Genomic DNA, 19,800 nt, shown 5'->3' with positions numbered 1-19,800 from the left:
CGTACGGCAGAACCCCGCCGGAGCGCGTCCGGCGGGGTTCTGCCGTGCAACCGGAACGGCACGGACGGTGTCCTGACGGGCAGGGGGCGCGCCGCGAGGGGCCCCACCGTGCAAAGAGCGGGCCAACTCTCGTTGTTCCAGGGAATCTTGACGCCGATCGGTGTGCTGTTGTGATGTGCGGGACACCCTGGCGGGGCACACCGCGTTGTACAACGTAAGCTGTACCGGTGCTGATTCGCGGCAAGTGGGGCGATACCGCGCGACAACCGACAGGACGGACCGCGCGCCTGCCGGGCGGCGTGTCCGAAATAGGATGTATTGGGTCGGCAGTGTAGAACGGGAGATGTGACGGCAATGGCTACGGAAACGCGCCGGCTCCGCGATGCATGTGCCGTCCCCGCGCCGGGCGGCGAGCGGTGACCCACGCCGGGACGGCACGAGCCGTCCAGGCGGAGCGCGGCACCCTCGACAAGGCCGCCGACGAGAACTTCCCGGTGGCCCCCTTCTTCCTGCCCAGGGCCTGGCGCGACGACCTGATGGCCGTGTACGGCTTCGCCCGTCTGGTCGACGACATCGGAGACGGCGACCTGGCCCCCGGCGGCGCCGACGCCCGCCTCCTCGGGGTCCCTCCCGAGGCGGCCGAGGACCGGCTGCTCATGCTGGACGCCGTCGAGGCGGACCTCCGCCGGGTCTTCGACGCGACGCCCCGTCACCCCCTGCTGCGCCGGCTCCGGCCCACCGTGCGCCGCGCCGGCCTCACCCCCGAGCCCTTCCTCGGACTCATCGCGGCGAACCGCCAGGACCAGCAGGTCAAGCGGTACGAGACCTACGGTGACCTCCTCGCCTACTGCGAGCTGTCCGCCAACCCGGTCGGCCGCCTCGTCCTGTCCGTCACCGGTACCTCGACCCCCGAGCGCGTCCGCCGTTCCGATGCCGTGTGCACGGCGCTTCAGATCATCGAGCACCTCCAGGACGTCGCCGAGGACCTGGGCCGCGACCGCGTCTACCTGCCCGCCGAGGACATGAGGCGCTTCCATGTCCGGGAGGCGGATCTCGCCGCACCCACAGCAGGCGCATCGGTGCGCGCACTGGTTGCATACGAAGCAGAACGCGCCCTGCACCTCCTGAATGAAGGCACCCCCCTCGTGGGTAGCGTCCACGGCAGGCTGAAGCTGCTGCTCGCGGGGTTCGTGGCAGGGGGAAGGGCGGCGGTCCGCGCGATCGCCGCCGCCGAATACGACGTACTTCCCGGCCCGCCCAAGCCCGGCAAGCTCCAGTTGCTGCGCGAGGTGGGAGTGACTCTGCGAGGAGAGGGGTGATCCGGAGCGTGGAGTCCGAACAACACGCGTCCGCACCGGTACTCGCCGCATACAGCTACTGCGAGACAGTGACCGGACAGCAGGCCCGCAATTTCGCCTACGGCATCAGGCTGCTGCCGACGCCGAAGCGCCGTGCGATGTCGGCGCTCTACGCGTTCTCGCGGCGGGTCGACGACATCGGCGACGGCGCGCTGGCGCCGGACGTCAAGGCGGCCCGTCTCCAGGACACCAGGGCGCTGCTCACACGGGTGCGCGAGGGAGCGGTGGAGGAGGACGACACCGACCCGGTGGCGGTCGCCCTCAGCCACACGGCCCGTCACTTCCCGGTCCCGCTCGGCGGCCTCGACGAACTCATCGACGGCGTCCTGATGGACGTACGCGGCGAGACCTACGAGACCTGGGACGACCTGAAGGTCTACTGCCGCTGCGTGGCCGGGGCGATCGGCCGGCTGTCGCTCGGCGTGTTCGGCACCGAGCCGGGGGCGCGCGGCGCAGAGCGGGCGCCCGAGTACGCCGACACACTCGGGCTCGCGCTGCAACTCACGAACATCCTGCGGGACGTGCGCGAGGACGCCGAGGGCGGGCGCACCTACCTGCCGTCCGACGACCTCGCGAAATTCGGCTGCTCGGCCGGTTTCGACGGGCCGGCTCCACCGGCCGGCTCCGATTTCGCGGGTCTCGTGCACTTCGAAGTGCGTCGGGCCCGCGCCCTTTTCGCCGAGGGCTACCGACTGCTGCCGATGCTGGACCGGCGCAGCGGCGCCTGCGTCGCCGCCATGGCCGGCATCTACCGCCGCCTCCTCGACCGTATCGAGCGCGAACCCGAGGCCGTGCTGCGCGGGCGCGTCTCGCTGCCCGGGCGCGAGAAGGCGTACGTCGCCGTGCGCGGCCTGTCCGGCCTCGACGCCCGGCACGTGTCCCGCCGTGCCGGCGGGAGACGCCCCTGATGGACATTCAGGTCCAAGGCGACTCCTGCGGCGCGAAGCGGCACGCAACCCTGCGGCCGTGTGCGGCGTCCCTGACTGCGACGACCGGCGGTGCGGTGTCCGAGCACCCCGGCACGGTCGCGGGGGAGGGGACACGATGACCGACGGAACGCGATCCGGAGGACCGGACGCCGACGCCCCGGGACTCACCGGGGGTGCGAGCGCCGTGGTGGTCGGCGGCGGGCTCGCCGGGATCACGGCCGCGCTCGCGCTCGCCGACGCCGGGGTGCGGGTGACCGTGCTCGAAGGCCGGCCGCGTCTGGGCGGGCTTGCCTTCTCCTTCCAGCGGGGCGCACTGACCGTCGACAACGGCCAGCACGTGTATCTGCGCTGCTGCTCCGCCTACCGCTGGTTCCTCGACCGCATCGACGCCACCGCTCTCGCACCCGTGCAGAACCGTCTCGACGTGCCCGTCCTCGACGCCGGAGCCCGGCCGGGACGACGTCTGGGCAGGATCGGGCGCACGGTGCTGCCCGTGCCCCTGCATCTCGCCAGGAGCCTCGCCACCTACCCCCACCTCTCGCTCGCCGAGCGGGCCGGGGTCGGACGGGCCGCGCTGGCACTCAAGGGGCTCGACCCGGCCGACTCCGCCCTCGACGCGCAGGACTTCGGCAGCTGGCTGGCCCGGCACGGCCAGTCGGCGCGCGCCGTCGAAGCGCTCTGGGACCTCGTGGGCATCGCCACCCTCAACGCCGTGGCCGGCGACGCGTCGCTCCAGCTCGCCGCGATGGTGTTCAAGACCGGCCTGCTGTCCGATCCGGGCGCGGCGGACATCGGCTGGGCGCGCGTCCCGCTGGGCGAACTGCACGACCGGCTCGCCCGCAAGGCGCTCGACTCCGCCGGCGTGCGCACCGAGGTCCGTACCCGCGTCTCCGCCGTCTCCCGAAACGCGGACGGGCGTTGGAGCGTCCAGCTGCCCGGCGGGAGCGTCGACGCCGACGCGGTCGTCCTCGCCGTGCCGCAGCGCGAGGCCCACGACCTGCTGCCGGAGGGCGCGCTGGACGAGCCCGGGCGGCTGCTCGAGATCGGCACCGCGCCGATCCTCAACATCCACGTGGTCTACGACCGGAAGGTGCTCCGCCGGCCCTTCTTCGCGGCGATCGGCTCCCCGGTGCAGTGGGTCTTCGACCGCACCGAGGCGTCCGGCCTCGCCGACGGGCAGTACCTGGCCCTCTCGCAGTCGGCCGCCCAGGACGAGATCGACGAGCCCGTCGCCGCCCTGCGCGCCCGGTACCTGCCGGAGCTGGAGCGGCTGCTGCCCGGTACCCGCGGCGCCGGGGTGCAGGACTTCTTCGTGACCCGGGAGCGCACCGCGACGTTCGCTCCCGCCCCCGGTGTCGGGCGCCTTCGGCCCGGCGCCCGCACCAAGGCCCCCGGCCTGTACCTGGCCGGAGCGTGGACCGCCACCGGGTGGCCCGCGACGATGGAGAGCGCGGTCCGCAGCGGCGTCAGTGCGGCGGGCGCCGCGCTGGGCGCCCTGGGCCGGCCCCGCGATCACCTCCTCGAACTCTTCGAGGAGGCGGCGTGACGCTCGATCTGCACGGGTCCGGGCCCCGCACCCCCGGTACCGCAACAAGAGGAGAGACTGTGCCCACTGTGCCCCCGGCCGAAGCGGCTGCCGAGGCGGTGGACGTGACCGCGCTGCTGGAGCGCGGCCGGACCCTGGCCACCCCGGTGCTGCGGGCGGCGGTCGACCGTCTGGCATCGCCCATGGACACCGTCGCCGCCTACCACTTCGGCTGGATCGACGCCGAGGGCAACCCCGCCGACGGCGACGGCGGCAAGGCCGTGCGCCCCGCCCTCGCCCTGCTGTCCGCCCAGGCCGCCGGTGCCGCGCCCGAGGTGGGCGTGCCGGGCGCCGTGGCCGTCGAGCTGGTGCACAACTTCTCGCTGCTGCACGACGACCTGATGGACGGCGACGAGCAGCGCCGGCACCGCGACACCGTCTGGAAGGTGCACGGGCCCGCCCAGGCCATCCTCGTCGGGGACGCTCTGTTCGCCCTGGCCAACGAGATCCTGCTGGAACTCGGCACCGTCGAGGCGGGCCGGGCCACCCGGCGCCTGACCTCGGCGACCCGCGCCCTGATCGACGGCCAGGCCCAGGACATCTCCTACGAGCACCGCGAGCGGGTCACCGTCGAGGAGTGCCTGGAGATGGAGGGCAACAAGACGGGCGCCCTGCTCGCCTGCGCCTGCTCCATCGGCGCGGTGCTCGGCGGCGCGGACGACCGTACCGCCGACACCCTGGAGAAGTACGGCTACCACCTCGGGCTCGCCTTCCAGGCCGTCGACGACCTCCTCGGCATCTGGGGCGACCCGGAGGCCACCGGCAAGCAGACCTGGAGCGACCTGCGCCAGCGCAAGAAGTCGCTGCCGGTGGTGGCCGCGCTCGCCGCGGGCGGCGACGCCTCCGAGCGGCTCGGGGAACTGCTCGCGGCCGACGCCAAGAGCAGCGACTTCGAGAACTTCTCGGAGGAGGAGTTCGCCGCGCGCGCCGCGCTCATCGAGCAGGCCGGCGGCCGGGAGTGGACCGCCCAGGAGGCGCGTCGCCAGCACACCATCGCCATCGGGGCCCTGGACACCGTCCGGATGCCGGACCAGGTGCGGGCCCAGCTCGTGGCGCTCGCCGACTTCGTCGTCGTACGGAAGAGATGATCACTATCGGTCGAATAAACCTCGCGTAGTCGCCGGCCGGTGCCGCGGGAGAAGGCGCACCGGCCGACGGCGGACCCACAGCAGAGACATGCCACTGCACGAAGGGGAAGCCATGACAGCGACGACCGACGGAAGCACCGGGGCACTGCCGCCCCGCGCTGCCTCGGCCAGCGAAACTCAGCTCGACGCCCCGCAGGCGGCAGGGGTTCAGGATGCCGCCGCTCGCGCGATGCAACGCGCCGCCGACCACCTGCTCTCGCGGCAGGACGCCCAGGGCTGGTGGAAGGGCGACCTCGAGACGAACGTCACGATGGACGCAGAGGACCTGCTGCTCCGCCAGTTCCTCGGCATCCTCGACGAGCAGACCGCGCACGCCGCCGCGCTGTTCATCCGCGGCGAGCAGCGCGAGGACGGCACCTGGGCCACGTTCCACGGCGGCCCGGGAGAACTCTCCACCACCATCGAGGCGTACGTCGCCCTGCGCCTGGCCGGGGACAGCCCCGACGCGCCGCACATGGCGCGGGCGTCCGCGTGGATCCGGGCCAGGGGCGGGATGGCCTCGGCCCGCGTCTTCACCCGGATCTGGCTGGCCCTCTTCGGCTGGTGGAAGTGGGAGGACCTGCCCGAACTGCCGCCCGAACTCATCTACTTCCCGAAGTGGATGCCGCTCAACATCTACGACTTCGGGTGCTGGGCACGCCAGACCATCGTGCCGCTCACCATCGTCTCGGCCAAGCGTCCGGTGCGGCCCGCGCCGTTCCCGCTGGACGAGCTGCACCTCGACCCGCGGAACCCCAGGCCCGTCGGCCCCTTCGCCCCCGTGGCGAGTTGGGACGGTGTCTTCCAGCGCCTCGACCGGGCCCTGCACCTCTACCGCAGGGTCGCGCCGCGCCGGCTGCGCAGGGCCGCGATGAACACGGCCGCCCGCTGGATCATCGAGCGGCAGGAGAACGACGGCTGCTGGGGAGGCATCCAGCCGCCCGCCGTGTACTCGATCATCGCGCTGCACCTGCTCGGCTACGACCTCGAACACCCGGTCACGCGCGCGGGGCTGGAGTCGCTGGACCGGTTCACCGTCTGGCGCGAGGACGGGGCACGGATGGTCGAGGCCTGCCAGTCGCCGGTGTGGGACACCTGCCTTGCCACCATCGCGCTCGCCGACGCGGGCCTGCCCTCCGACCACCCTCAGCTGGTCAGAGCAGCGGACTGGATGCTCGGGGAGGAGATCGTCCGGCCCGGCGACTGGTCCGTGCAGCGTCCCCAACTGCCGCCCGGTGGCTGGGCCTTCGAGTTCCACAACGACAACTACCCCGACATCGACGACACCGCGGAGGTGGTCCTCGCGCTGCGCCGGGTCAGGCACCACGACCCGGAGCGGATCGAGAAGGCGATCGGGCGCGGGGTGCGCTGGACCCTCGGCATGCAGTCGAGGAACGGGGCCTGGGGCGCGTTCGACGTCGACAACACCAGCACCCTCCCCAACCGGCTGCCGTTCTGCGACTTCGGAGAGGTGATCGACCCGCCGTCCGCGGACGTCACCGCGCACGTCGTGGAGATGCTCGCCGCGGAAGGGCTCTCGCACGACCCGCGCACCCGCCGTGGCATCGAGTGGCTGCTCACCGAACAGGAGCCGAACGGCGCCTGGTTCGGCCGCTGGGGCGTCAACTACGTCTACGGCACCGGGTCGGTGGTCCCGGCGCTCGTCGCCGCCGGACTGCCCGCCGCGCATCCGGCGATCCGCCGGGCCGTCGCCTGGCTGGAGACCGTCCAGAACGAGGACGGCGGCTGGGGCGAGGACCTGCGCTCCTACGACGACGCCGCCGAGTGGGGCGGCCGCGGCGCCTCGACCGCCTCCCAGACCGGGTGGGCGCTGCTCGCGCTGCTCGCGGCGGGGGAGCGGGAGTCCACGACCGTCGAGCGCGGGATCGAGTGGCTCGCGCGGACCCAGCGGGAGGACGGCTCCTGGGACGAGCCCTATTTCACCGGCACCGGATTCCCCTGGGACTTCTCGATCAACTACCACCTCTACCGGCAGGTGTTCCCGCTCACCGCGCTCGGCCGGTACGTGCACGGCGAGCCGTTCGGCAGAATCAAGGGGGGTGGATGAGCGCCAGGCCCACTCCGGCACCGCTGCTGATCGCCTGCGCGCTCGGCATCGAGCACCTCGCCCTGCGCAGCGGAGACCGGGCCGGCGCCGACGGGCCCGTCACGGTGCTGCGTACGGGCATGGGGCCGAAGTCCGCCGAGCGCGCGGTCGGCAGGGTGCTCGCGCACCCGGCGCTGCGCGACGCGGCCGTCCTCGCCACCGGGTTCTGCGCCGGCCTGGCCCCCGGCATGCACCCCGGCGATCTGGTCGTCGCCGAGGAGACCCGGGACCCGCGCGGCGCCACCCCGTGCGTGGGCACCGACCTGCTCGTCAAGGAGCTGGCGCGCACCCTGCCAGGGCGCACCGTCCACCGGGGGCCGCTCACGGGCTCCGACCATGTCGTCCGCGGCCCCGAACGGCCGGCCCTGCTCGCGACCGGCGCCCTCGCCGTCGACATGGAATCGGCGGCCACGCTGTACGGCGCCGTCCGTGCGGGCGCGCGCCCGGTTGCGGCCGTACGAGTGGTGGTGGACGCTCCGGAACATGAACTCGTCCGCATCGGCACGGTCCGCGGTGGAATATCGGCGTTCCGCGTTCTTCGTTCAGTACTTCCCGCTTTTTTCGAATGGCACCGTTCTTTACTGCTCCCTCGGAGGTAGAGCCAGATGGCCATGCCGCTTCGCCAGTCCATGAAAGTCGCCGCATATCTCTTCGAACAGAAGCTCAGGAAGCGGGACAAGTTCGCGCTGCTGGTCGAACTGGAGCCGCTCTTCGCGTGCAATCTCGCCTGTGAGGGCTGCGGCAAGATCCAGCATCCGGCGGGTGTGCTCAAGCAGCGCATGCCCGTGGCCCAGGCGGTGGGCGCGGTGCTGGAGTCGGGCGCGCCCATGGTGTCCATCGCCGGCGGCGAACCGCTGATGCACCCGCAGATCGACGAGATCGTGCGGCAGTTGGTGGCCAGGAAGAAATTCGTCTTCCTCTGCACCAACGCGATGCTCATGCGCAAGAAGATGGACAAGTTCACACCCTCGCCCTATTTCGCGTGGGCCGTGCATGTCGACGGGCTGCGCGAGCGCCACGACGCCTCGGTGGCGAAGGAGGGTGTCTTCGACGAGGCGGTCGAGGCCATCAAGGAGGCCAAGCGCCGCGGTTTCCGTGTCACCACGAACTCGACGTTCTTCAACACGGACACCCCGCAGACGATCGTCGAGGTGCTGAACTTCCTCAACGACGACCTGAAGGTGGACGAGATGATGCTCTCGCCCGCCTACGCCTACGAGAAGGCTCCCGACCAGGAGCACTTCCTCGGGGTCCAGCAGACCCGGGAGCTGTTCAAGAAGGCTTTCGCCGGCGGCAACCGACGCCGCTGGCGGCTGAACCAGAGCCCGCTCTTCCTGGACTTCCTGGAGGGCAAGGTCGACTTCCCGTGCACCGCCTGGGCGATCCCGAGCTACTCGCTGTTCGGCTGGCAGCGGCCCTGCTACCTGATGAACGACGGGTACGTGCAGACGTACCGGCAGCTTCTGGAGGAGACCGACTGGGACTCCTACGGCCGCGGCAAGGACGACCGGTGCGCGAACTGCATGGCGCACTGCGGTTACGAACCCACCGCCGTCCTCGCGACCATGGGATCGCTCAGGGAATCGATCCGCGCCGCCCGGGAGACCTTCACGGAAAGCCGCGGGTGATGCCGGAGCAGGACGACGTCGCGTCCGGCGCCCCGCCGTCACGGGGACGCCCGCGGTGCCGGTGATCTGAGGCGGAAACGGACCGAGAGGAGGCCCGAGCGTGACCATTCCGGAGAGCATGGGACCGCGCTGCATTCCGGAGCAGTTCCTCGCGCACGCCAGGCGCGGTGAGGTGCTCGCGGGCATCGGCCTCACGCCCGTCGAGATCGCCGGACGGATCAGCGCCGGCCTGGCGGCGAAGGACCAGTTCGCCAAGGAGAGACAGGAATGACCATCCCTTCAGATGAGTCCCCTTCCGGGGAGCCGCTTTCCGGGAAGCCGCTTTCCGGGGAGTCGCTTTCCGGTGCGCGGGAGTTCGATCTCGCCGCGCTCCTGGCCGAGCGCGGCGGCGAGCGCTACGAGCTGCACACCAGGCACCTCAACCACCAGCTCCCGCGCATGCTGCACACCATCGGCTTCGACAAGGTCTACGAGCGGGCCGAGGGCGCGTACTTCTGGGACGCGGACGGCAACGACTACCTGGACATGCTCGCCGGATTCGGCGTGATGGGCCTGGGCCGCCACCACCCCGTCGTCCGCAAGGCACTGCACGACGTCCTCGACGCCTCACTCGCCGACCTCACCCGCTTCGACTGCCAGCCCCTGCCCGGACTGCTCGCGGAGAAGCTGCTCACCCACAGCCCCCACCTGGACCGGGTGTTCTTCGGCAACAGCGGGACGGAGGCCGTCGAGACCGCCCTCAAGTTCGCCCGGTACGCGACGGGAAAGCCGCGCGTCCTCTTCTGCGCGCACGCCTTCCACGGGCTGACCACCGGCTCGCTGTCCGTGAACGGCGAGAGCGGCTTCCGCGACGGCTTCGCGCCGCTGCTGCCCGACACCGCCGTCCCGCTCGGTGACCTGGACGCCCTGGCGCGGGAGTTGAAGAAGGGCGACGTCGCCGCCCTGATCGTGGAACCCATTCAGGGCAAGGGTGTGCTCGAAGCCCCGCCCGGCTATCTGCGCGCGGCACAGGAGCTGCTCCGCGGGCACAGGGCGCTGCTCATCGCCGACGAGGTGCAGACCGGGCTCGGGCGGACCGGCGACTTCTACGCCTATCAGCACGAGGAGGGCGTGGAGCCGGACCTGGTCTGTGTGGCGAAGTCGCTGTCCGGCGGTTACGTGCCGGTCGGCGCGACGCTCGGCAGGGACTGGATCTTCAAGAAGGTCTACTCGTCGATGGACCGCGTGCTGGTGCACTCGGCGAGCTTCGGATCCAACGCCCAGGCCATGGCGGCCGGGCTCGCCGTGCTCTCCGTGCTGGAGAACGAGCAGGTGGTCGCCAACGCCCGGGCGACGGGCGAGCAGTTGAAGTCCCGCCTCACGGCGCTCGTCGACAGGTACGAGCTGCTCAGTGACGTACGCGGCCGCGGCCTGATGATCGGCATCGAGTTCGGCCGGCCCCGGTCGCTCAAGCTGCGCAGCCGGTGGACGATGCTCCAGGCCGCCCGGAAGGGTCTGTTCGCGCAGATGGTGGTCGTGCCGCTGCTGCAACGGCACCGCATCCTGACCCAGGTCTCCGGCGATCACCTGGAGGTGATCAAGCTGATTCCGCCGCTGATCATCGGGGAACGCGACGTGGACCGGTTCGTGGAGGCCTTCACCGCCGTGATGGACGACGCGCACAGCGGGGGCGGACTGATGTGGGACTTCGGGAAGACCCTGGTCAAGCAGGCGGTCGCGAACCGCTGACCCTTTTTGCCTCCGGGGCAACAAACTTGCCTCGGAGGCAAGCGCTGGGGCTCAATGGGCGGTATGAGCCCTGCCGAGGGTACGCACCCTCCCGGACCGGGGGACGGCCTGCCCGCCGTCGCCCCGCAGCTGCGCGCACTGCGCCGCCGCGCCTCCCTGACCCTGGAGGCGGCGTCGCGCGCCGCCCATCTCTCGCCCGCCCATCTCTCGCGGCTGGAGACCGGGCAGCGCCAGCCCTCGCTGCCGATGCTGCTCGCGCTCGCCCGCGTCTACGGTACGACGGTCTCGGAGCTGCTCGGCGAGAGCGTCGCCGACCGGGACGCCGTGATGCGCGCCGCCGACCTGGAGCCGAGCACGGCGGGCGGCTGGACCTACTGGCAGGCGGGCGCCCCCGGCCGCGGCATGCAGGCACTGCGCGTGCACGTGCCCCACGGGGCGCAGGGCGACATCGTGCGCGTCCACCCCGGTGAGGAGTGGCTGTACGTCCTGAAGGGCGAGCTGCGCCTGCGTCTCGGGGACACCGCGCACGTCCTGGCGCCCGGGGACAGCGCGCACTTCGACTCGCTCACCCCGCACCGTCTGGCCGCCGCCGACCGCGCCGGGGCCGAGCTGCTCTTCGTCCACTCACTGCTGCAGAGCCCCATCACCGCGCTGTGCCTCGGCCCGGTGACCGGCCACCCGACACCAGGAGATGCTTCATGACCGAACCCACGGAGCCCGGGCCCCGGCGGTCCATGGAGGAGAAATTCCCGCGCGCGCTGTGGGTGCGGCTCATCATCTACGTGGCCGTGGGTCACCTGTTCGCGGCCTTCGTCTACTTGCTGTTCACTCTGGGCGCGCGGAACCAGTAGCCGAAGGGGGTTCCGCTCGGCCGGCCCCGCGGGGGACCGGCCGTCAGGACCCGGGCCGGGGACTCGTCAGTCGAGGAGCCGGTCGCGCAGCCGCTCCCGCAGTTCAGGGGTGACCCGCAGCCCCTGCTCCAGGTAGGCGTCGGTCCCGCCCCAGGTCGCCTCGATCGTCTCGAACGCGGCCGACAGGTACTCGGCGCGGGCGTCGAAGAGCGGGCCCAGCAGCTCCATGACCTCGGGGGAGTAGGCGGAGGCCGCGGAGCTGCTGCGGTGGACCTTGTACCGGCGGTGCGCGGCGTTCGACTCCAGGTAGTCGGCGAGGATCGCGTCGCGCTCGACACCCACGGCGAGGAGGGTCACGGCTATCGACAGGCCGGCGCGGTCCTTGCCCGCCGCGCAGTGCATCAGGGCGGGCACACTGTCCTCCGCCAGCGCGTGCAGCACGCGCGAGTGCTCGGCGGTGCGCTCCTTGATGATCATGCGGTAGGAGCCGATCATCCGGTCCGCCGCCTTGCCGTCGGCGAGGATCGCGCGCAGCTGCTCCAGATCGCCGTCGCGGACCATCTTCCAGAACTCGGCGCCGTCCGCCGGGTCGCTCAGCGGCAGATTCACGTTCCGCACGCCCGGCAGCTCGACGTCCGGTCCCTCCAGCTTCTGGTCCGCCGCGTTACGGAAGTCGAAGATCGTGTGCAGGCCGAGCGAGGCGAGGAACGCGGCGTCCTCCCCGGTCGCGTGCGCGAGGTGGCCGCTGCGGAACAACCGCCCGTGCCGCACTCGCCGACCGTCCGTGGTGGGCAGGCCGCCCACGTCACGGAAGTTGCGCACTCCGGCCAGCTGTGGCTCGGTCGACGGGATCTGCTGCGTCACGGGGGCTCCTCCCACTCGTCCGTCGGGGCTGCTCGGCGTAGCCCACCGATCGGATGCGCTCTTGACGATACGACATGGGTTCCTGGGGCAATGAGTTGTCCACAGGCGGCGTATGCCGGGCGGAGTACCGCGACGACGTGACCGAAGGTTGCCTGGGCCGAAGCCGGTAAGACGTCGCTCGTAGGGCGCCGGGCCGTGCGGGGACCGCCCGCGCCGGCGGGTGGTGACCCAGGCAGATGGAGGAGTGACAGGTGAAGGGCTTCCGCGGATTCATCCTGCGCGGCAATGTGGTCGACCTGGCGGTCGGCATCGTCATCGGTGCGGCGTTCACCGCCGTGGTGAACGGCTTCGTCCGGGCCTTCCTGACGCCGCTGGTCGGTCTGGCGTCGGGGACCACCGGTGACCTCAGCCGCAAGACCTTCACGGTGGGCGGGACCGAATTCCCGTACGGGGCGTTCATCAACGCCGCCATCAGCTTCCTGCTCGTCGCGACCGCCCTGTACTTCCTCGTGGTGCTGCCCGTGAACAAGCTGCACCAGCGTTTCGCGCCGAGCCACGACGTGCAGGCACCCAAGCGCGAGTGCCCCGAATGCCTCAGCCCCGTGCCCACGGAGGCCCGCCGCTGCGCCTCCTGCACCAGTCCGCTGCCGGCGCTCCCCGCCCAGGTGACGGCCCAGTCGGCTGCGGACGGCACCGTACCGGCGGCTGCGGACGGCACCGTACCGGCTCGTCAGGACCGGTGAGAGCGCCGGTCTGTCGGGCGGGGCGGCACGCAGGCTGCCCCGTCCAGGACGCTCGGTCCGAGCTGCCGCGCGGAAGCCGGGCCGACGCCTGTTACGACTCGTCCCGGGCGGGAAGTCGCAGCCCATGAACGCATGGGCTGACTTTCGTGAAAAGGATCATCGGTTGACGCGGCGGGTCGCCGGGTGGCAGTCGGACTGTGCGCGGCGCGTGCTGCCGGCGGTGGAGGACGCCGCCCAGCACACCAAGCTGTGGTGGGGTGCCGCCGCCGTCATGTCCCTGGCGGGCTGGAGAGGCCGTCGGGCCGCTGTCGCGGGACTGGCGAGCATGGCCGTGGCGGAGCTGGTGTCCAACGCCGTGCTCAAGCAGGTGTGCGAGCGGGAGCGGCCGCCGAAGGAATGGATCTCGCACGAGGACGTGCACGAGCGGCCCGACTCCTCCTCGTTCCCCTCCGGGCACACCGCCGCGGGCGTGGGGTTCACCGCCGCGGTGGCGGCGGTGTGGCCCCTGGCGGGCGCCGTGTGTGCGGTTCCGGCCGCGATGGTGGCCACCGAGCGGGTGCACACCGGCGCCCACTATCCGTCCGACGTCGCGGCCGGAGCGGTGATCGGCCTGGCCGCGGCAGCTCTGGTGCGCAAGAGCCCCCGGCTGGCGCTGCGTCTGCTGCGGTGAGCCCCGGGGAGCACCGCTCCCCACCGTGGCCGCCTCGGTGCGGGTGGCCGTCCGACCCCTCGGCGGGCCGCGTCTCCATGAGCGGCCCGCCGTCGCCGTTCGTTTTGTCCCGTCAGCCGTCAGCCGTCAGCCGTCAGCCGTCAGCCGTCAGGCGCCGACCACCGGACACCCTGCGGCAGATGTCCTTCAACGTGCCGTCTGAACCTTCTGTCCCATTTAGAGGCATGAGTCCCAACTGGTGCATCAGCAAGGCCTCCTGGCGGAGTGGCGCGTGAGCAGCGTCATACCGGTGACAATGCGTCGTCAGCCCGGTTTCTCAAGTCTTCGGGATTACCAAGCGATTGCGGACCCGGAAAGATCACTCGTCGACGGACAGTGACCGGCAATCCGGACATCGATCAAGAAATGGGTGCGCACAGAAAACCCACAAGGTTGTCGACGCCCTCTCATGTCGCCTACGTTCACCCTCACTCCGGACGGACGCCCAATCCTGCCGCCGCCCGGAATCCCGCACACTCACCCGTCCACGGCAGGAGCGGGGGACCCACAGGTACGACGCCTGTTCCGGTCTCCGGACAGGCTAGGGGTTGAGCCGCGCGCAACGCGGCCGGGCATCTCCAGCTCGCACCCGACAGCTGACCTCGCAGGCGCCGGAGAGGAATGCACCATGCCCGCGAAGGGTAAGCACCGCCGTCCCAAGTCCCTGCGCCTCACCCGCTCGATAGCCGTCGTCGGCACCGGTGGCGCCGCACTCGCCCTGCCCCTGATGGGAGCCGCGGGCGCCCAGGCCGCGACTCCCGCGGCCGCCGTCTCCGCCGCTCCGGAGAAGGCCGCCGCCGCGCCGGCCGCCGCCCAGAAGGTCGCGACGAAGACCTACGCGGTCAAGGCAGGCGACTCCCTCGCGAAGATCGCCGACACGCAGCACGTCGCCGGCGGCTGGAAGAAGCTCTACCAGGACAACCGCGCGGTCATCGGGGGCGATCCGGCACTGATCCACCCGGGTCTGAAGCTGACGCTCGGCGGCAAGGCCGCGTCCCCCGCCGCCCCGTCGTCCGGCAAGACCACCCAGACGACGAAGACGAAGGCCGCTCCGGCCGCGGCCACCAGCAGCTCCGGCTACACCATGCCGGTCGCGGGCGCCACCGTCGGCACCGCCTACAAGACCGCGGGCAGCATGTGGTCCAGCGGCTACCACACCGGTGTCGACTTCGTGGTCCCGACCGGCACCTCCCTCAAGGCCGTCGGACCCGGCACCGTCGTCTCGGCCGGCTGGGGCGGCGCGTACGGCAACCAGGTCGTCATCCGGCACACCGACGGCCTGTACTCCCAGTACGCCCACCTGTCCTCGCTGTCGGTCTCAGCCGGGCAGACCGTGACCGGCGGCCAGCAGATAGGCCTGTCCGGCGCGACCGGCAACGTCACCGGACCGCACCTGCACTTCGAGATCCGCACCACCCCGGACTACGGCTCGGACGTGGACCCCATCGCGTACCTGCGCGCCCACGGCGTCTCCGTCGGCTGACGCCCGCACACGCCGCCGAAGGCCGGACCCCGATCCCCGGGGTCCGGCCTTCGGCGCGCACGGCGCCGGCGACGAGGTGTGCGGAGCCCGCGCTTCCGGGCGTTGAGGCTCGTCAACCGCCCCTGCGCACCGCCTTATTCCGAGGTTGACCAACACTTGACGAGTGGCTTATCTCACCAGCCGTCAACCCCTTCCTACGGTCGCGTAGCTCACATCGGAGGGGAATCATGGGCCGATGTGGCAGACGATTCGAAGAGTGACAACAGATCAGTGATCGGGTCGTACGTGGCGGTGGGGGACAGCTTCACCGAAGGCGTCGGCGATCCCGGTCCGGACGGGGCCTTCGTCGGCTGGGCCGACCGGTTCGCGGTACTGCTCGCCGACCGGCGTCCCGAGGGCGACTTCGGCTACACCAACCTCGCCGTACGCGGGAAACTGCTCGACCAGATCGTCGAGGGCCAGCTCCGGCAGGCCAAGGAACTGGCGCCGGACCTCGTCTCGTTCTGCGCGGGCGGCAACGACATCCTCCGGCCGGGCACCGACCCCGACGAGGTCGCCGAGCGCTTCGAGCGCGCGGTCGCCGACCTCGCCTCGGCCGTCGGCACCGTCATGGTCACCACCGGGTTCGACACCCGCACCATGCCCGTGCTCAGGCATCTGCGCGGCAAGATCGCCACGTACAACGGGCATGTGCGGGCCATCGCCGACCGTTACGGCTGCCCGGTGCTGGACCTGTGGTCGCTCAAGACCATCCAGGACCGGCGCGCCTGGGACGGCGACCGCCTCCACCTGTCGCCCGAGGGACACACCCGGGTCGCCCTGCGGGCCGGCCAGGTCCTCGGCCTGGAGGTCCCGGCGGACCCGGACCAGCCGTGGCCCCCGCTGCCGCCGCGCGGCACCTTCGAGGTGCGCCGCGACAACATCCAGTGGGCGCGCGAGTACCTGGTGCCCTGGATCGGCCGCCGACTGCGCGGCCAGTCCTCCGGGGACCACGTGGCGGCCAAGGGCAGCCTGTCACCGGACGACATCAAGCTGCGGATCGCACCGGCGGTGTGAGGAACCGGGCAGAGGCCCCCGCCGCGCGGGCGGTGCGCCCGGTACGGCGGGTCAGCCGGCGGCTCAGCCGGGCGGTGACGTCAACGCCTCGCGATCCAGGCCCAGTTCGCGGGCGAGGGCCTCGTCCACCCATGCCCGGGTGCGCGCCCGCGACACGGCGCCGGGGTAGGCCGTCATCTGCACGGCGAGACCGTCCAGCAGGGCCGTGAGCCGCAGGGCCGCGTCCATGGCATCCGGGCAGCGGAACTCGCCCGCGGCCACGCCCTCCGCGATCACCTCGGCGAGCGCGGCCTTCCACTGCCGGTCGAGGTGCTGAGTGACCTCGCGCAGCCCCGGCTCGCGCAGGGCCACCGCCCAGCCCTCGATCCACAGCCGCCAGCCCTTGGCCTGGCCGGTCGGCGCGTACCAGCGGACGGCCGCCCGCAGCCGCCGAAGCGCCGACGTGCGCCGGCCCAGCAGCTTGCGGAGCCGGGCGAGGTCGTCCTCGGCGGCGAACGCGAACGCCTCGGCGACCAGTTTCTCCTTGGTCGAGAAGTGGTAGAGCACCAGCGCGTTGCTCACCCCGAGCGCCGCGGCCACGTCCGCGATGCGCACGGCCGCGACACCGCGCGCCTCGATCTGTCCGATGGCGGCCCGCAGCATCTCCTCGCGCCGCTGGACCACACTCAACCGCACTCTCGCCACGCGGCAACCCTAATCCGTCGCGCGGCGCACCCCGGACGCCGGCCCGGCCTCACCGTGAACGCGTGAGCTGCGCCGACACCGACACCGACGCCGCTGACGCCGACACCGGCCCTGCTCGGGCTGGACGCGTGCTCCGCTCCGTCACGGAGCCGGACCGTCACCGGTACCAGCCGAACCGTTCCGCGATCACCGGCAGCCGGTCGGCGGCCACGGCGTGGGCCGCCGCCCGGGGAGTCGTGCCGTCGGCCTCCGCACGCGCCAGCACGTGGCCGATCAGGACGCGCATCGCGCGACGGAGGTACGCGAACGCCTCGTCCGCGTCGGGACCGACGTCACCGAACAGCGTCCACCACCACCAGGCGTTGGTACCTGAGTTGACCACCACGTCTGGCAGGACCGTGATCCCGCGTGCGGCGAGCAGGTCCTCCGCCCCCGGCAGGACGGGCATGTTGGCGGCCTCCACGATCCAACGGGCCGTGATCCCGGCCTGGTTGACGGTGTCGACCGCGTACGAGACGGCGGCCGGCACCAGGACCTCGGCGTCGGTGAAGAGCCAGGCGTCGCCCGGCAGTTCACGGTCCCGGGGGCGCAGCGCGGCGCGGTCGACCGTCCCGTACGCGTCCCGCGCGGCCAGCAGCGTCTCCACATCGAGCCCCCGGGGGTTGGCGATCGTGCCTTTCACGTCGGCGACGGCCACCACGGTGAGCCCGGCGCGGGTGAGGAACCGCGCCGTCGCCCCGCCCATCGTGCCGAACCCCTGCACGGCGACCCGAGTTCCCGAGTACGGCACGCCCGCCCGGTCCAGCACGGCGAGGACGGCCTCGGCGACACCGCAGCCGCCGGCCAGCTCGTCGAGCCCGATGCCGTCCACCTCGACCGCGAAGGCGTCCGCGAGGCGGCGGCGGGCCGCCGCCTCGTCGTCGAGCAGCGGATACACCGCCTGGACGGAGGAGACGAGCCCCGCCTCGGCCGCCGCCCGGTCGACCAGGTCCTGGGTCAGGCCGAGATCCTCTCCGGTGGCCCAGACGGTCTCGACATAGGGGCGCACGGCGCGCAGATACCGCACGAGCACGCCGTACGCGTCCGGATGCCGGGGGTCGCAGTCGATGCCGCCCTTGGCACCGCCCAGGGGAATGTAACGGCCCTCGGGGTTGTAGTGCAGCGCCTCTTTGACGGTCATGCCGCGGGCGAGCGCGGCGACCTCGTCCACCGTGCAGCCCTCCCGCATCCGCAGTCCGCCGCTGGAGACGCCCCGTACCAGCCGGTCGACGACGAGGTGGCCCGTGCGCCCGGTGACGTGGTCGGTCCAGGTCAGCCGGATGAACGGGGCGTCGGCGAGGGGGGTCATACGGGCTCCAGGGACGGCGACCGGTGGCGGGCCCGGCCGGGACGGCCGGCCGGGCCGCGCCCCGCGTCGGGATCCGCAGGGATGATATCCGCGTGACGGCCTCTACTGAACGGCGGGTCAGTCCGCGCCCGGGGTGGGCGGGCGGACCGGGTGCTCCGCGGGGCGCGGCCCCGACGGGGCGATCCGGTGCCGGGGGATTCCGGACACCCTGTCGTCACCCGCCCGACCCGGGCCTGTCGGAGGGGCGGACCATAATGGAATGTCCGACCCACTCCACCTGGAGGTTGCCGTGACCGGTTCCCGTCTCCCGAACTCCGGGCTCCGCTCGTTGCGGCCCGCCGCCTTCGGCGCGGATCCGAGCGGCGAGCGCCTCGAGCGCATCCGCAGATCACCTCACTTCGCCGACGGTGTCTTCAAGAACCCGGAGAGCGCCCGTATTCGGCCCGACGGCTCCATGGTCGAGTTCGCGAAGGTCTACTTCCGCCGCGAGGAGCGCGTCCACCGCTTCCCGGCCGGGACGGTGCCGGTGCACCCCACGACGCTCGCGGACCTGGACAGGCCCGCCGTGAGCGGACTGCGGATCACCTGGATGGGGCACTCCAGCGTGCTGGCCGAGATCGACGGGCACCGGGTGCTCTTCGACCCGGTCTGGGGTGAGCGCTGCTCCCCGTTCCCCTTCGCCGGGCCCAGGCGGCTGCACCCCGTGCCCCTGCCCCTGGCCGCCCTCGGCCCGGTCGACGTCGTCGTCATCTCGCACGACCACTACGACCACCTCGACATGCCCAGCATCAAGGCCCTCGCCGGCACGGACACCGTGTTCGCGGTCCCGCTCGGCGTCGGCGCGCACCTGGAGCGCTGGGGCGTCTCGGCCGACCGCCTGCGCGAGCTGGACTGGAACGAGACGACGAGGGTGGGCGGCCTGTCCCTGACCGCCACCCCCGCGCGTCACTTCTGCGGCCGCGGTCTGCGCAACGCCCAGCACACCCTCTGGGCCTCCTGGGCCGTCTCGGGCGACGAGCACCGGATTTACCACAGTGGGGACACCGGCTACTTCGAGGGCTTCCGGGACATCGGCGCCGGACACGGCCCGTTCGACCTGACGATGATCCAGGTCGGCGCGTACAGCGACTTCTGGCCGGACATCCACATGACACCCGAGGAGGGCATGCGCGCCCACCTGGACCTCCAGGGCGGCCGGCCGGCCGGCGTGATGATGCCGATCCACTGGGCGACGTTCAATCTCGCGACGCACCCCTGGGTGGAGCCGGCCGAGGGGACGATCGACGCGGGCCGTGCGGCGGGCGCGCGCGTCGCCCTGCCGCGGGTCGGTGAACCGTTCGAGCCGACGGCCGCGACCGTCCCCTCCGAGCCCTGGTGGCGCGGGGTCGCGCGGGAGCCCGAGGGCGGCTGGAGCGAGCCCGCGGAGACCGTCGGCACGACCACCCGCGTCACCACCGCGGCCACGCAGCGTGATTCTGCGACCAAGGCTGCGGAGGGCACCGGAGAGCCGGAGACCGTCCCCGCCGGGTGATCCCCCGGGAAAAGACGCCTTACGCCGAGGGCCGAGGAGCGCATCGCTCCTCGGCCCTTAGCCGTTCGC

General features: G+C 72.1%; 20 protein-coding genes and 1 riboswitch. Of the genes, 17 read left to right on the top strand and 3 right to left on the bottom strand.

Annotated elements, in window-relative coordinates:
• Positions 1–386 precede the first annotated feature (386 nt).
• The 12 genes from hpnC to ACFYP4_RS11890 all read left to right on the top strand — a co-directional run bounded on the left by hpnC (position 387) and on the right by ACFYP4_RS11890 (position 11,313).
• Entirely contained in the window at positions 387–1,319 is a 933-nt protein-coding gene (gene hpnC / locus ACFYP4_RS11945; RefSeq protein WP_388784955.1) for a squalene synthase HpnC, read from the top strand.
• A complete protein-coding gene (gene hpnD, locus ACFYP4_RS11940; protein WP_358851888.1) occupies positions 1,316–2,266 on the top strand; it encodes a presqualene diphosphate synthase HpnD in 951 nt (316 codons plus the stop codon). The genes hpnC and hpnD overlap by 4 nt, the downstream gene beginning before the upstream one ends.
• The gene (locus ACFYP4_RS11935; protein ID WP_358851887.1) at positions 2,266–2,406 is read left to right on the top strand and encodes a DUF6380 family protein; all 141 of its coding nucleotides are present in this window, start codon (positions 2,266–2,268) and stop codon (positions 2,404–2,406) included. The genes hpnD and ACFYP4_RS11935 overlap by 1 nt, the downstream gene beginning before the upstream one ends.
• Positions 2,403–3,833: a hydroxysqualene dehydroxylase HpnE gene (hpnE, locus tag ACFYP4_RS11930; RefSeq protein ID WP_388784952.1), complete on the top strand. Its 1,431-nt coding sequence runs from the start codon at positions 2,403–2,405 to the stop codon at positions 3,831–3,833. The genes ACFYP4_RS11935 and hpnE overlap by 4 nt, the downstream gene beginning before the upstream one ends.
• Positions 3,830–4,960 carry a polyprenyl synthetase family protein gene (locus tag ACFYP4_RS11925; RefSeq protein ID WP_358851885.1) on the top strand — a complete coding sequence of 377 codons (1,131 nt, stop codon included), beginning with the start codon at positions 3,830–3,832 and terminating at the stop codon, positions 4,958–4,960. The genes hpnE and ACFYP4_RS11925 overlap by 4 nt, the downstream gene beginning before the upstream one ends.
• 112 nt (positions 4,961–5,072) lie before the next feature.
• Positions 5,073–7,067 (top strand): squalene--hopene cyclase, encoded by a 1,995-nt coding sequence (shc, locus tag ACFYP4_RS11920; protein ID WP_388784950.1) that lies wholly within the window; start codon positions 5,073–5,075, stop codon positions 7,065–7,067.
• Positions 7,064–7,705, top strand: a complete 642-nt coding sequence (locus ACFYP4_RS11915) for a 1-hydroxy-2-methyl-2-butenyl 4-diphosphate reductase (RefSeq protein ID WP_358851883.1) — start codon at positions 7,064–7,066, stop codon at positions 7,703–7,705. Before shc ends, ACFYP4_RS11915 begins: the two co-directional genes overlap by 4 nt.
• A gap of 6 nt (positions 7,706–7,711) precedes the next feature.
• Positions 7,712–8,734 (top strand): adenosyl-hopene transferase HpnH, encoded by a 1,023-nt coding sequence (hpnH, locus tag ACFYP4_RS11910; protein WP_358851882.1) that lies wholly within the window; start codon positions 7,712–7,714, stop codon positions 8,732–8,734.
• 100 nt (positions 8,735–8,834) lie between these two features.
• Positions 8,835–9,005 carry a hypothetical protein gene (locus tag ACFYP4_RS11905; protein WP_358851952.1) on the top strand — a complete coding sequence of 57 codons (171 nt, stop codon included), beginning with the start codon at positions 8,835–8,837 and terminating at the stop codon, positions 9,003–9,005.
• Complete coding sequence (locus ACFYP4_RS11900; protein ID WP_388784948.1) at positions 9,002–10,462, top strand: aspartate aminotransferase family protein; 1,461 nt, start codon at positions 9,002–9,004, stop codon at positions 10,460–10,462. Before ACFYP4_RS11905 ends, ACFYP4_RS11900 begins: the two co-directional genes overlap by 4 nt.
• A 63-nt stretch (positions 10,463–10,525) precedes the next feature.
• Positions 10,526–11,164, top strand: a complete 639-nt coding sequence (locus ACFYP4_RS11895; protein ID WP_388784946.1) for a helix-turn-helix domain-containing protein — start codon at positions 10,526–10,528, stop codon at positions 11,162–11,164.
• Positions 11,161–11,313 carry a DUF6126 family protein gene (locus ACFYP4_RS11890; protein ID WP_358851879.1) on the top strand — a complete coding sequence of 51 codons (153 nt, stop codon included), beginning with the start codon at positions 11,161–11,163 and terminating at the stop codon, positions 11,311–11,313. Before ACFYP4_RS11895 ends, ACFYP4_RS11890 begins: the two co-directional genes overlap by 4 nt.
• Positions 11,314–11,379: 66 nt before the next feature.
• On the opposite strand, the gene ACFYP4_RS11885 is transcribed toward ACFYP4_RS11890, so the two are convergent.
• The gene (locus ACFYP4_RS11885) at positions 11,380–12,177 is read right to left on the bottom strand and encodes a tyrosine-protein phosphatase (protein ID WP_358851878.1); all 798 of its coding nucleotides are present in this window, start codon (positions 12,175–12,177) and stop codon (positions 11,380–11,382) included.
• A gap of 251 nt (positions 12,178–12,428) precedes the next feature.
• Between ACFYP4_RS11885 and mscL the strand changes: the two genes are divergently transcribed.
• The 4 genes from mscL to ACFYP4_RS11865 all read left to right on the top strand — a co-directional run bounded on the left by mscL (position 12,429) and on the right by ACFYP4_RS11865 (position 16,168).
• Positions 12,429–12,920, top strand: coding sequence for a large conductance mechanosensitive channel protein MscL (mscL, locus tag ACFYP4_RS11880; RefSeq protein WP_358851877.1), 492 nt, complete (start codon positions 12,429–12,431; stop codon positions 12,918–12,920).
• 163 nt (positions 12,921–13,083) lie between these two features.
• Positions 13,084–13,590 (top strand): phosphatase PAP2 family protein, encoded by a 507-nt coding sequence (locus ACFYP4_RS11875; protein ID WP_388784943.1) that lies wholly within the window; start codon positions 13,084–13,086, stop codon positions 13,588–13,590.
• 507 nt (positions 13,591–14,097) lie between these two features.
• A riboswitch (cyclic di-AMP (ydaO/yuaA leader) is annotated at positions 14,098–14,253 on the top strand.
• Positions 14,254–14,257: 4 nt separating this feature from the next.
• On the top strand, positions 14,258–15,112 hold the full coding sequence (locus ACFYP4_RS11870; RefSeq protein ID WP_358851875.1) for a LysM peptidoglycan-binding domain-containing M23 family metallopeptidase: 855 nt from the start codon (positions 14,258–14,260) through the stop codon (positions 15,110–15,112).
• Positions 15,113–15,382: 270 nt separating this feature from the next.
• Positions 15,383–16,168 (top strand): SGNH/GDSL hydrolase family protein, encoded by a 786-nt coding sequence (locus ACFYP4_RS11865; RefSeq protein ID WP_358851948.1) that lies wholly within the window; start codon positions 15,383–15,385, stop codon positions 16,166–16,168.
• Positions 16,169–16,231: 63 nt separating this feature from the next.
• Here the strand turns inward: ACFYP4_RS11865 and ACFYP4_RS11860 are convergent, their stop codons facing one another.
• Both ACFYP4_RS11860 and ACFYP4_RS11855 read right to left on the bottom strand, forming a co-directional pair.
• Positions 16,232–16,831: a TetR/AcrR family transcriptional regulator gene (locus tag ACFYP4_RS11860; RefSeq protein WP_388785081.1), complete on the bottom strand. Its 600-nt coding sequence runs from the start codon at positions 16,829–16,831 to the stop codon at positions 16,232–16,234.
• Positions 16,832–17,009: 178 nt separating this feature from the next.
• Positions 17,010–18,200, bottom strand: a complete 1,191-nt coding sequence (locus ACFYP4_RS11855; protein WP_388784941.1) for a Glu/Leu/Phe/Val dehydrogenase dimerization domain-containing protein — start codon at positions 18,198–18,200, stop codon at positions 17,010–17,012.
• Positions 18,201–18,459: 259 nt separating this feature from the next.
• Between ACFYP4_RS11855 and ACFYP4_RS11850 the strand changes: the two genes are divergently transcribed.
• A complete protein-coding gene (locus ACFYP4_RS11850) occupies positions 18,460–19,731 on the top strand; it encodes an MBL fold metallo-hydrolase (RefSeq protein ID WP_388784939.1) in 1,272 nt (423 codons plus the stop codon).
• Positions 19,732–19,800: the final 69 nt, after the last annotated feature.

Origin of the sequence: Streptomyces sp. NPDC005551, assembly GCF_042871785.1 — a bacterium.
Lineage (GTDB): Bacteria > Actinomycetota > Actinomycetes > Streptomycetales > Streptomycetaceae > Streptomyces.
Note: the sequence above shows the minus strand (reverse complement) of the source record. Positions and strands in the feature narration are given on the sequence as shown.